This is a genomic window from Croceicoccus mobilis (assembly GCF_001661965.1).
GTDB lineage: Bacteria > Pseudomonadota > Alphaproteobacteria > Sphingomonadales > Sphingomonadaceae > Croceicoccus > Croceicoccus mobilis.
Genome location: NZ_LYWZ01000011.1, coordinates 228,046 through 240,751 on the forward strand (window position 1 = coordinate 228,046; position 12,706 = coordinate 240,751).

The window sequence follows — 12,706 nt, forward strand, 5'->3', positions numbered from 1 at the left end:
GGCTCCCTTATCAATCCCCCGTCAGGATGCGTTCGACCAGTTCCTTCACCGTCGGTGTGTAGCCGTTGGAATAGAACGGGTCCTGCTTGAAGCGGTATGCCGCATGCCCGGCAAAGGCGAGGTTTTCATCGACCGGACCGCCATGGGCGATGTCCTGCAGGGTCTTCTGGATGCAGAAGCTGCGCGGATCGGCAAGCCTGCCGGTGGTGTAATCGTCGTGGTCCTTCCACGAAGAGAACCCGCAATGCGACAGGCATCCCATGCAATCGGCCTGGTCCTTGCGGATTTCGGCGCGTTCGGTCGCGTTGACGAAAACGACGGTGTCGTCGGGGGTCTTCAGCGCCTCGGTATGGCCCTCTGCCACCCAGCCACGGGCACGGTCGCGATCCTTGGGCGTGACCCAGAAATTCTTGCCCTTCACGCCCACGTCGAGCTGCACCGTGTGCTCACCCGCCTCGACCCGCGAATAGGGGATCTGGCGCTCGCTGCGGCCTTCGAGATTGCGCAGGAACGGATTACGCACGGCGGAGGAATAGAAGCCGGTCGGGCTGAAGCGGTGGAGGAGCACATCGCCCGGCTCCAGCGTGCGCAGCATATCCTTCCACCCCTGCGGGATCGGGCTTTCCTGCGTCAGCAGCGGGCGCGTGCCAAACTGGAAGGCGATCTTCCCCAGTTCGGGATTGTCGATCCATTCGTCCCATTCGCGCAGGAACCAGACGCCGCCGGCCATGACGATGGCGGTCTCTTCCGAAACGCCTTCCTTGCGCATGGTCTCGCGCAGCGCCTTCACGCGGGGATAGGGATCTTCGGGCTTGGTCGGATCTTCGGCGTTGGACAGGCCATTGTGCCCGCCTGCCAGCCACGGATCTTCATAGACCACGGCGGCCATCAGTTCGGGAACCTTGGAATAGCTGCGCTTCCACAATGCGCGGAAGGCGCGGGCCGAGGAGACGATCGGCAAATAGTGCACGTTGTAATGCTGCGCGATCTCGGCCAGCTTGTACGGCATGCCCGCGCCGCAGGTCACGCCCGCGACCAGACCCTTGGTCCGCTCCAGCGTGCCTTCCAGCACCGCCTGCGCGCCGCCCATTTCCCACAGCACATTGATGTTGATTGCGCCATTGCCGCCTGAAATGTCGTGCGCGCGCTTCACCTGCTCCACCGCGCCTTCGATGGCGTAATCGATCAGCTTGAGGTGGCGCTCCTTGCGGGTCATCTCCTCATAGACCTGCGGCACGATCTTGCCCTCTGCGTCATAGCTGTCGGCATTGACCGCGCTGACCGTGCCGATACCGCCGGCGGCAGCCCATGCGCCGGAGCTGGCGTGATTGGTCGCAGATACGCCCTTGCCGCCCTCAATGAGGGGCCAGACTTCACGTCCGGCATAATTAATCGGCTGCAATCCCTTGAAAGTCATGTCTTTACTATCCTGTCGGGGCGGACATTGGCGCCGTCCACGCCATCTGTTGCCGCCACATCCTGTACGCAGGGAACGATATCGGCCGGATCGGGCCTCGGGCCGTCCACCTCGAACCGGGCGTAATAGCCGGCAAGTTCGGGGCGACGTATAAAGGCGGCCAGCTTGAAGCCGACCGACTCGAATTCGCAGAAAAGCAGCTTCGGCGGAATACCATGCTGGTCGCTCGCCCGGTCCGTGTCCACCACGATCACCTGCCCGCCTTCGCGCAGCGACGGCAGCAGCCGCCACAGAAATGCGTAAGGTTCACTCACCTCGTGGTACATGTGGACGAGGAAGATGCGATCGAAGCTGTCTTCGGGAAGCTTGGGATCATCCTCGGTGCCGAGCTTGATCGACACATTGGTCAGCTGCTCGCGCTCGACACGCGCGCCAAGGCGCTGGAGCACGGGCTCGTCGATGTCTTCGGCCAGAACGCGGCCCTTGGGCCCCACGCGCTCTGCCAAACGAGTCGTGTAATAGCCCTCGCCCGCGCCGAGGTCGGCAACGCTCATGCCCTCGGCAATATTGGCGAGATCCATAACCGTCGCAGCCTCGCGCCGGTCGTCGCGCGTGCGTTCGGGCACGGTCACGTCCTGATTGGCGCTGGACACGGCGCGATCCGCCTGGGGAAAATCGCGCGCGCTTTCCGGCCGGCCGTCGTTTTCGTCGGTGATGTTACACCCCGAAAGCGCCAGCGCGGCAGCCGTTACGGCAAGGAGAGCGGCGCTGGACCTCAATCCACGTCCTCCACATCGACCTTTTCACCCGTCACGCGCTGCGACAGTGCGGCGGTGATGAACGGATCGAGAGCGCCATCCAGCACCTCGGTCGGATTGGTCGAGACATGGCCCGTGCGCAGGTCCTTCACCTGCTGATAGGGCTGAAGCACATAAGAGCGGATCTGGTGACCCCAACCGATCTCGGTCTTGGCCTGATATTCGCCGCTGGCCACGGCCTCGCGCTCGGCCAGTTCCTTTTCGTAAAGGCGCGCCTTCAGCATGTTCATCGCGGTGGCGCGGTTCTTGTGCTGCGAACGGTCGTTCTGGCTGGCCACCACGATGCCGGTCGGCTGGTGAGTGATGCGGACGGCGGAATCGGTCGTATTGACGTGCTGACCGCCTGCGCCCGATGCGCGATAGGTGTCGATCTTGAGGTCGGACGGATTGATCTCGATCTCGATATCGTCGTCGATCACCGGATAGACCCAGACCGAGCTGAACGAGGTGTGCCGCCGCGCGCTGCTGTCATAGGGGCTGATGCGCACGAGGCGGTGCACGCCGCTCTCGGTCTTGGCATAGCCATAGGCGTTCTCGCCCTTTATCAGCAGGGTCGCGCCCTTGATCCCGGCCTGTTCGCCCGCGGAATAATCGACAATCTCGACCTTGTAGCCGCGCCGCTCGGCCCAGCGCACATACATGCGCTGCAGCATTTCGGCCCAGTCCTGGCTCTCCGTCCCGCCGGCACCGGCATGGACTTCGAGATAGGTGTCATAGCTGTCCGCCTCGCCCGAAAGCAGGGCGCCGACCTTGTCGCGATCGGCGCGGGCGGCCAGCGCCTCAAGGCTGGTAAGGCCGTCCTTGATGACGCTTTCATCGCCCTCGGCCTCACCCATCTCGACGAATTCGACCGCGTCCGACATTTCGGCGCCGATTTCATTCACGGCCTTCACCGCGTCGGAAAGCTGCTTTTGCTCACGCGTGATCGCTTGCGCTTGCTTGGGATCGTTCCACAGATTCGGATCCTCGACCCGGGCGCTGAGTTCGTCGAGCCTGCGCAGCGCCTGTTCCCAGTCCAGAGACTGGCGGATCAACGCAAGCGACGCCTCGATGCGATCGACAAGAGCCTGCCCTTCGGCACGCATGGTAATTCTCCTCGTAGGGGGCCGCATGCCCCCCGATTGGCGCCCGCTTAGCGGACACCCATGAAATGGGAAAGTGTGACAGGCGGCTAAATCAACCGCGCGCGTTTCGCAGCCGCGATCGGGACCGGGGCGCCCGCCCTCCGGTCCGGTAAAAGCCAGCCTCGTCAGTGATCGAGCGCGCGCACTGCCTCCAGCGTGAGCGAGACATGCTTGCGCCAGTCCATGTCGGAATGAACCATGGTGATCCGGCCATCGGGGGCGATCACAAAAGAGGTGCGGTCGGACAGGACCTGCGAGCCGGTTTCGCGGCCCAGATGCACGTCATAGGCCTTGATCGTCGCGGGGCTTGCGCGCGCGACGGCGAAAGCGTCGCGGCATTCCTCGGTGCTGAACTTCTTCAGCGTCTCGATATCGTCGCCCGACATGCCGACGACAGTTGCGCCCGCTTTTTTGAATTCGGGCATCGCCTCGGCAAAGGCGCGCGCTTCCAGCGTGCAGCCCTGCGTGAATGCCTTGGGGAAGAAATAGAGCACGACCGGCCCCTTTTTCAGCGCATCGGACAGCGTGAAGTCGAACGCCTTTCCGGCGATCGCGCCGCGCGTGATGATTGGCGGCGCCTGAGCCCCCTTGGGCAGCGCGGCAATGGCCGGAGCGGCAGCAATGCCGCCTGCGATCGTGGCAAGGCTGAGTGCGCCTGCGAGGAAGAACCTGTTCATGCGCATATCCTTAGGCGGTGTGCGCACAACAGTAAATGCAACTCTGCAGCTAGTGTCAGTATATGCCGCCCTGATCTTCAAGGAAGGTATCGTCAATCGCCACGCCCTGATCCGCGCTGGAGGACTGACGCTCTGCCGTGGCGGCACGGATCGCGGCGATGGCGGCCTTGCGCTTTTCTTCCAGAGTCTGGCGGGCCTGCAGGCGGCGCGGTTCGGTATCGGGCTTGAACGCTTCCCAGATCGAGCCGGGGACATATTCCTTCATGTCGGGCCAGCCTTCGAACACGCGCTTGCCGCTGCGGCGGTCGATGCGCACCATGCGGATGCCATCGGGCGCGGCGACAGGCGTGGTCGGCCAGCGCGGCTTCGTCTGCTCGATCAGCTGCTTGATGATCGGCCCGGCGGTATTGCCGCCCTGCACATAACCGCCAAGATTGCGCGGCTGGTCAAAGCCGACATACACGCCCGCGACCAGATCGGCCGAACCGCCCATGAACCATGCATTGGTCGGGCCGCTGGTCGTGCCGGTCTTGCCAAAGATCGGAAGGTTGAGACTGCGCAAGCGCACGGCCGTACCGCGCTGGACCACGCCTTCCAGCATGTGGACCACCTGATAGGCGGTATCCGGGTCCATCACCTGCTTGCCCGCAGGGATCAGGCGCGGCATCGCCTTGCCGTCCCATTCGTCGGCATTGCAGGCGTCGCAGCGGCGCTTGTCCGCGCGCCAGATCACCTTGCCGTTCTTGTCCTGCACATAGTCGATGAGCGAGGATTCATATTGCCGCCCATGATTGGCGAGCGCGGCATAGGCGTTCACGAGCTGCAGCACAGTCGTATCGCCCGCACCCAGCGCGAAGGACAGGTAGGGCTTGTAGCTGCCGATACCCATGCGTTCGAATGTGTTGATGACATTGGGCATGCCCGCGTCATTGGCGATATGGATCGTCATCAGGTTGCGCGACTGCTCAAGACCCCAGCGCATGGTCTGTTCACCCGCGCCGCGCTCGTTCGCAAAGTTGCGGAAGCATTTTTCGCCCAGCGCCGCGCCCTGATAGACGCAGAACGGTCCATCGGACACCAGTGTCGCCGGGGTCATGCCCTGATCAAGCCCGGTCGCGTAGACGAAAGGCTTGATGGTCGAACCGGGCTGGCGTTCCGCCTGTGTGGCGCGGTTGAAGCTGCCGAGGCGCGAATCAAACCCGCCCTGCATGGCGAGCACGCGGCCCGTATGCGGATCCTGCACAACCAGACCACCGGAAACCTCGGGGATGGTACGCACACGCCAGCTGGCGCCTTCACCCTCGCCTTCGGGCGAAGCCACGATGACATCGCCTGCCTTCAGCCTGTCGGGGAGGTTGTTCAGCGGATGCTCGTTGCCATCCGAAAAGCCGATCGTCGCATCATCGCCATTGCGCCCGGTCACCACGCCCACGCGCCAGTCATCGTAATCGACCGACAGGTTGGAAACGATCAGCTGGGTCTGCCAGTTCTCGTCCATGTTGATCGTGGCGATGGGGCCAGTCCACCCGCGGCTGCCGTGATAGCGCAGCAGCCCTGCCCGCAGCGAATCGCGCGCGGCATGCTGCATTTCCATGTCGAGCGAAGTGCGAACCCAAAGGCCGCCTGCGTAAACCGAGTTCGGGCCGTCCTCGTCCGTCTCGCCATATTTGTCGAGCAGGCGGCGGCGCACTTCCTCGATGAAATAGCCTGCAGCCGGGTCCCAGTCCTCGGACCGGCGCGCGACGAGGCCCAGCGGCTTCGCCTTGGCGGCGGCGGCATCGGCTTCGCTGGCCCAGCCATTGGCGACCATCTGGTCGAGCACGTAATTGCGCCGCGTGATCGCCATGTCCTTATACCGGGCGCGACCGTAACGTTCCGGCGCCTTGGGCAAGATGGCGAGAAAGGCGACTTCATTCAGGTCGAGGTCGCCCACGTCCTTGTCGAAATAGGCGCGTGAAGCGGCTTGCACGCCAAAGCTCTGGCGGCCCAGAGGAATCTCGTTGAGATAAAGCTCGAGGATCTGCTCCTTGCTCAACACGCCTTCAATCCGGCGGGCGAGGATCATTTCCTTCAGCTTGCGCGTGACCGAATATTCATCGCCCACAAGGATGTTCTTCGCGACCTGCTGCGTGATGGTCGACCCGCCCTTGGCGCGCTCGCCCGATCCGTATTTCGAGACATAATCGACGACCGCGCCGGCAAGACCACCGTAATCGACGCCGCCATGGGTCCAGAAGGTCTTGTCCTCTGCCGAAAGAAAGGCATCGGTCAGCTGCTCGGGAAAATCCACGAAGCGAAGCTGTACGCGGCGTTCGCGGGCGTAGCTGTTGACGATCTCGCCATCGGAGCCGCGCACCATGGTGGGAAGCGATGGCTGATAGGTCAGGAGGCGGTCGGCCGACGGCAGCCCGGTGCCGAGCCAGATATAGCCGCCGACGAAAGTAATGACCCCCAGCGCGACCAGCGCCCAGAACGCCTTGAACAGGCGGCTTTCGCGCCAGCGGCGGGCAAAGCCTGTCTTCAGCGCGGAAAGGTCACCGCGCGCGCGGCTGGCATAGGTCTGCAATTGGGCTTTGGCATCCATGGTCGAGGCGGCACTAGCATGGGGTTCGCGAAAGAGAAAAGCCGGAAAAGCCTTACCCGATGATGAACGGGGATAACTAAACGATCCGTCCGCGCGCTATCCGGGCCGGGGCGCCAGCAGATCGGCGACGATCGCCTCGGCAAGGGCGGATACGATGGCGGCGCGGCCCTCCTCGCTCGTCAGGCGGGTGGCATCCTCCTCGCTTGAAATATAGCCGGCCTCGAACAGGATGGAGGGCATTTGCGCAGAACGCAGCACCACGAGATTGCCGCCGCGCACGAAGCGCCCGTGCACCGGCAGCCGCCCTTTTACCCGCGCCTCGACAGACCGGGCGATGCTGGCCGAGCCCAATGCCGTTTCCCGTCGGGCCAATTCGGCCAGCAAGGCCTCAACCTCATCGCCGCCGTCATCGGCATAGGCATCGTCATCCCCATTGACGCTGCGCGCCAGCGCCAGTGCCTCACGGTCGCTGGCGCGCCCCGACAGCACATATACATTGGCCCCGCGCGCTTCCTCGACCGGCGCGCTGTCGGCATGGATCGAGATGAAGAGATCGGCCTTCAGCGCCTCGGCCACGGCGACACGCTCTTCGAGAGGGAGAAAAACGTCATCCTCACGCGTCAGCGCCACGCGCACCGCGCCCAGTTCAACCAGCCGGTCGCGCAGCCCCGCCGCGATGGCAAGCGCGACATTCTTCTCGATCGCGCCGCTGGGGCCGCTGGCACCGGGGTCGAAACCGCCATGCCCGGCATCGATCACCACCAGCGGCGCCTCTGCGCCCGCACGGCCCGTGACGATTCGCGGCAGCTCGGCAGGACGGCTTTCCGGCAAAGGGGCGGCGAATTGCGCCTTGCCGCGACCTCCGGGCGGAAATATCTCGATCACAAGCAGGCCCAGCAGCATTCCGGCCACGATCGCGCCTGCAATCCAGCCCATGGTTTTCAGCCGACTGGCCCGACGCGCGGACGCGGGGCGGTCCGCGCCCAGATCCAATACCCCGCCATCATTGCCGCTGTCCTGCATCGCAAAAGCGCTAGCCGCGCATGCGCATGGCTGGCAAGCGCCCTGCCGCCGCCCTCACCAGAGATCGCCGGGCTGCGCCATTCCGCCCACGTTCAGGCCGGATCGGGAAGAATTAAACAGCCCCAAGGCTTTTTATTGCCGAACCGCAATCCCGGTGCTAGCGTGACAATGTCGGGAGGATCGGATTTCCTGGCGAACGCAAGTCGGCACATATCGCTGCCGACGGCCCCCGAGCGGGGCCGACGTATCGCAAGGGCCCGGTCCTTTTCCGCCGACAAGCTGCGCTCCGGCGCCTCGATGCACTGCAGGCCATGTCAACCCGGCGACGGGAAAAGCCGCAGACAAGCACGGGCCGCCTGACGCGCACCCCGGACAATGACGCCGGGCGGGAATGGAAAAGGTAAGTATGGGCATCGATTCGGGGATTTCGGCGACCGACCTGCTTTGCAGGGCCGCTGGGATCGTCGCCGCTGCCGCAGACGCATCCTTCCACACCGCCTCGCGGACTAAAGAATTTTCGCCGCCGGGCGCGCATATGAAAGCGCGCACCGGCTCTTATCGTTTCGCGCCGGAAAGCGGGCACAAGCCTGCCATCAGGGCGCGCATTTCACTGAATAGTCGCGCAAACACACCCGCCCGGTCGGAAAGACCGCTGGCGGCACAGCGCGCTTGGAGATCCATCAATGACCACGCGCATGCTTATCGATGCGCGCCACCCGGAAGAGACGCGGGTGGCGGTGCTAAAAGGCAACCGGATTGAAGAATTCGACTTCGAGTCGGCAGAACACAAGCAGATAAAGGGTAATATCTACCTGGCGAAGGTGACGAGGGTCGAACCCTCGCTGCAGGCCGCCTTCGTCGATTTCGGCGGCAACCGGCATGGCTTCCTCGCCTTTAGCGAGATCCATCCCGACTATTACCAGATCCCCAAGGAAGATCGCGACGCGCTTCTCGCCGCGGAGCAGGAGGTCGCCGACGAAGAGGCACGCCTGCGCGCCGAGGACGACGACGACGATCACGACGATGGCGGCTCCGACGACGACGAAAGCGGCGACGCGCTGGCCGAGGAAATGGCCGGTGACGGGGTCGAGGACGTCTCCGACGAAAAGGACGACAGCGTCTCGACGATCGAAGACGGCGCGGTTTCGGGCGACGACAGCGACGACGACGATTCCTCCGATGACGAGGATGACAGTTCGGACGAGGGTGAAGAAGGCAATGGTCGTGGCCGCCGCGGTCGCAAGGGCCGTGGCCGCGGTCAGCGCAAGGGCGGCTCGGGCCGTTCCAAGGCTGCCGACGATGCGCGCGCGCGCCGTCTGGCGCTGCGTCGCCGCTACAAGATCCAGGATGTGATCCAGCGCCGCCAGGTGCTGCTGGTGCAGGTCGTAAAGGAAGAGCGCGGCAACAAGGGCGCTGCCCTCACCACCTATCTCAGCCTTGCGGGCCGCTATTGCGTGCTGATGCCGAACTCCAGCCATGGCGGCGGGATTTCGCGCAAGATTTCGAGCGCAGCCGACCGCAAGCGACTGAAGCAGATCGTCTCGGAAATGAGCCTGCCCAAGAGCATGGGCTGCATCGTGCGCACCGCAGGGCTTCAGCGCACCAAGACCGAGATCAAGCGCGACTTCGATTATCTCGCCCGCCTGTGGGACGAGATTCGCGAGACGACGATGCGCTCGTCTGCGCCCGCGCTGATCCATTCGGACAGCGACCTGATCAAGCGCGCGATCCGCGACATCTATAATCGCGACATCGAGGAAGTCGTGGTCGAGGGGCCGGAAGGCTATAAATCGGCCAAGGAATTCATGAAATTGCTGATGCCCAGCCATGCGCGCCGGGTGAAGCAATATGCCGACCCCGTGCCGCTGTTCCAGCGTTATGGCGCAGAGGATCAGCTGACCGCGATGTACGATCCCGTCGTCCAGCTGAAATCGGGCGGCTATCTCGTTATCAACCCGACCGAGGCGCTGGTGTCGATCGACATCAACTCGGGCCGCTCGACCAAGGAGCACGGGATCGAGCAGACCGCGCTGCACACCAATATGGAAGCGGCGAAGGAAATCGCCCGCCAGCTGCGCCTGCGCGACATGGCCGGTCTGGTCGTGATCGACTTCATCGACATGGAGCACAACTCCTCGATCCGTAAGGTCGAGAAGTGCATGAAGGAAGCACTGAAGAACGATCGCGCGCGCATTCAGGTTGGCCGCATTTCGGGCTTTGGCCTGATGGAGATGAGCCGCCAGCGCCTGCGCACCGGCGTTCTGGAAGCGACCACCCGCACCTGCCCGCATTGCGACGGCTCGGGCCTTGTCCGCACCGCATCCAGCGCGGGCCTGTCGGCGCTGCGCCTGATCGAGGACGAAGCCGCCAAGGGCAAGGGCACGATCATCACGCTCCACGCCAGCACCGAGGCCGCGATCTATCTCCTCAACGCCAAACGCGGCGACCTGCAGGAGATCGAGGACCGCTATGGCGTCAATGTCGAAGTCCTGCCCGAGGGCGAGGACGAAGGCGCCAAGATGCGCGTCGGCTCTTCGGGCCCGCGCCCGACCAATGCGCCCAAGTTCGAGCCCATCGCCGAGCCGGAAGACGATTACGACGTTTCCGACGAGGATGACGAGGATGAGAACGACGAACGTTCGCAGCGCGGCGGTGACGACGATGACGGCCAGCCCCGTCGTAAGCGCCGTCGGCGCCGTGGCGGTCGCCGCAAGCGTGGCCGCAATCGCGAACAGGGCGATGAGACCGGCAATGAAAATGGCAATGACGACGATAACGGTTCGGACAATAATGAGGCCGAAACCGAAAAGTCGGAGCCGGTAGAAGCCGAAGTTACGCCGGAAAACGAAGAGGACGCGGCGCCCAAGAAGCGCCGTCGTCGTCGCCGGACCAAGTCTGATCGTGGCGAAAGCGAAACCGGCGAAACCGAAACCGGCGACAGCGATTCCGGTGAAGGCGAAGCGCCGAGCGAAGCTGAAGCGCAGACAGCAGCGTCGGAAGAGGCAACTGAAGCAACGCCCGCAGCACAGGCACCTGCCGAAGCGAATCCGGCAGCGGATGCTCCGGCTGAGGAAGCGCCAGCTGCGGAAGAAAAGCCAAAGCGTCGCCGCACCCGCAAGAAGAAGGAAGAGCCTGCAGCGGAAGCGCCGGCCGAAGGCGAAACCGAGACGCGTGCCGCCGATGCCGAGGCCGCTCCCGAAGCCGTGGAGAAGCCCAAGCGCCGCCGTACTCGCAAGAAGAAGGAAGAGCCAAAGGCCGAGGAGGCTTCCACACAGGAGGCACCTGCAGTCGAGGCTGCTCCCGAACCGGAAGCGACGCCCGCAGCCGAGCCGGTGGCAGAGGAAACCCCTGCGCCGTCTCCCGAGCCGACCGCCGAACCCGAAAACCCGGTCGCGGCCAATGACGAACCCACGGAAAGTGGCGATCAGCAAGCCGCGAGCGAGAGCGATGGTGAACCGCGCCGCGGCTGGTGGCAGCGCACCTTCGGCAACTAAGCCGCTACGCCTGCGTCAATGAAAAGGGGCCGCTCCTTCAGGGGCGGCCCTTTTCGTTGATCAGAACGGGATCGGTTTGCCGTCCCAGGCGAAGAAGCCGCCACTATCCCCTGCGCTCAACCCGTCGATCACCGACAGCAGGCAAGCCGCCGCATATTCGGGAGTGAACAGTTTTTCATCGGGAACATTGCCGCGAAATGGCTCGGACAAGGTTGTCTCGACCGTGCCGGGGTGAAGGGCGACCGCGACGGCCCGCTTGTTGCGGCGGCGCAGTTCGATGGCGAAATTGCGGATGATCTGGTTTAGCGCCGCCTTTGCCGCGCGATAGCTGTGCCATCCGCCCAGCCCATTATCCTCGATCGAACCCACCCGTGCCGACAATGCCGCGAACAGCGGGCGGCCTTCGCGTGACAAATGATCCAGCACATGCTTGCCGATCAGCGCAGGGCCAATGGTGTTGATCCTGAAGTTTTCCGCCATGGCTTCGGCATCAAGGCTGCGCCATGTCTTTTCCGGCTGGATTTCGTCACCACGGCTCAAAAGGCCCGTGGCGACGATGACGAGGTCAAGCGGACCATCGCCGGTCATGCGTTCTACCGCAGCGATGATGCTTCCTTCATCGCCATAGTCAAACGCAAGTGGCGTGGCCTTCTCGCCTTTGCGGCCGGGGCTTCGCATCAAGGCATAGACTTCCTCGACATCCTTCCGGTCGGAGAGGGCATCGACAAGCGCCGCACCGATCCCGCCCGATGCGCCAAAAACGGCGCAGCGCAGCCCGCTCATGCCGCATCCCCGCGCTGCGCCAGCAGGCGGCGGGCCAGCGTCAGGTCCTCCGCCTTGTCCACATCAATCGCCGCTTCGCCATCGCGCGCAGGCACCACGGCAGCGGAAAGCCCATTGCGCTGTCCAAGCCGCCTCACCGCCTCGGCTAGTGAGAGCCGGCCCATAGCATAGGAGAACATGGTCCCGATGCCCAATCGGCGCACGATCCGCCAGGGCCGCTTGCGATCCGCTTCCACCCCGCTCCAGACTTCTAGCGCCCTGCGCGCGCCGTCACCCGCCAACAGGAAAAGATTGCATCCTGACCAGTCACCATCGGCAAAGCGCAGCCAGGTACGCCGGGTGCCGGGGACCGCGGCATCCACCTTGCCGCGTTCCGCCAGCAAAATGGCGACATCGGCGGCGGGCGCATCGGCAAGGAAATCACGAACCCATTCGGGCCGCAGCAATGCGTGGTCGGCGGTCGTCACCAGCAGCGGCGCTCCCGTAAGCGCAAACACGCGCGCGACGCTGCCGCTGGGCCCTGCGGCAGGGGCGACGACGGTCGCGCCCAGACGCGCCGCCTCCTCAACCACTGCGGGGTCATCGGCAGAGACATGGACGCAGGCATAGCCCGCCGCGGACAGGGCCGCATGAACCCGCGCCAGCATGGTCATGCCGTCAATTTCGATCAGGGCCTTGTGCGCGACACCTTGTTCATGCGCGAATGGATCGCCGCCGGGGCGGGATCCGGCAAGGATCAGGGCGTGTCCGGGCATGGTGGCTGTCAATTCGGTCATGCTGCTTCGT

The 12,706-nt window shown here is 64.2% G+C and carries 9 protein-coding genes; 1 reads left to right on the plus strand and 8 read right to left on the minus strand.

The annotated features are described in order from the left end of the window. Positions 1-10 precede the first annotated feature (10 nt). The 6 genes from A9D13_RS03815 to A9D13_RS03840 form a co-directional block, all read right to left on the minus strand. Positions 11-1,417, minus strand: a complete 1,407-nt coding sequence (locus A9D13_RS03815) for an NAD(P)H-dependent flavin oxidoreductase (RefSeq protein ID WP_066770333.1) — start codon at positions 1,415-1,417, stop codon at positions 11-13. Next, entirely contained in the window at positions 1,414-2,196 is a 783-nt protein-coding gene (locus A9D13_RS03820) for a class I SAM-dependent methyltransferase (RefSeq protein WP_066770336.1), read from the minus strand. Before A9D13_RS03820 ends, A9D13_RS03815 begins: the two co-directional genes overlap by 4 nt. After that, positions 2,193-3,320, minus strand: coding sequence for a peptide chain release factor 2 (gene prfB, locus A9D13_RS03825; RefSeq protein ID WP_066770338.1), 1,128 nt, complete (start codon positions 3,318-3,320; stop codon positions 2,193-2,195). The genes A9D13_RS03820 and prfB overlap by 4 nt, the downstream gene beginning before the upstream one ends. 164 nt (positions 3,321-3,484) lie before the next feature. Beyond that, entirely contained in the window at positions 3,485-4,036 is a 552-nt protein-coding gene (locus tag A9D13_RS03830) for a peroxiredoxin (protein WP_156521908.1), read from the minus strand. 55 nt (positions 4,037-4,091) lie between these two features. Next, positions 4,092-6,620 carry a penicillin-binding protein 1A gene (locus A9D13_RS03835; protein WP_082922075.1) on the minus strand — a complete coding sequence of 843 codons (2,529 nt, stop codon included), beginning with the start codon at positions 6,618-6,620 and terminating at the stop codon, positions 4,092-4,094. 96 nt (positions 6,621-6,716) lie between these two features. Continuing rightward, entirely contained in the window at positions 6,717-7,643 is a 927-nt protein-coding gene (locus tag A9D13_RS03840) for an N-acetylmuramoyl-L-alanine amidase family protein (RefSeq protein ID WP_066770341.1), read from the minus strand. A 683-nt stretch (positions 7,644-8,326) separates the two neighbouring features. On the opposite strand from A9D13_RS03840, the gene A9D13_RS03845 reads away from it, so the two are divergent. Then, positions 8,327-11,137 carry a ribonuclease E/G gene (locus A9D13_RS03845; RefSeq protein WP_066770344.1) on the plus strand — a complete coding sequence of 937 codons (2,811 nt, stop codon included), beginning with the start codon at positions 8,327-8,329 and terminating at the stop codon, positions 11,135-11,137. 60 nt (positions 11,138-11,197) lie between these two features. Here the strand turns inward: A9D13_RS03845 and A9D13_RS03850 are convergent, their stop codons facing one another. Both A9D13_RS03850 and A9D13_RS03855 read right to left on the minus strand, forming a co-directional pair. Continuing rightward, on the minus strand, positions 11,198-11,920 hold the full coding sequence (locus tag A9D13_RS03850; protein ID WP_172808089.1) for an SDR family NAD(P)-dependent oxidoreductase: 723 nt from the start codon (positions 11,918-11,920) through the stop codon (positions 11,198-11,200). Then, on the minus strand, positions 11,917-12,696 hold the full coding sequence (locus A9D13_RS03855) for a nucleotidyltransferase family protein (protein ID WP_066770348.1): 780 nt from the start codon (positions 12,694-12,696) through the stop codon (positions 11,917-11,919). The genes A9D13_RS03850 and A9D13_RS03855 overlap by 4 nt, the downstream gene beginning before the upstream one ends. Between the last annotated feature and the right edge of the window lie 10 nt (positions 12,697-12,706).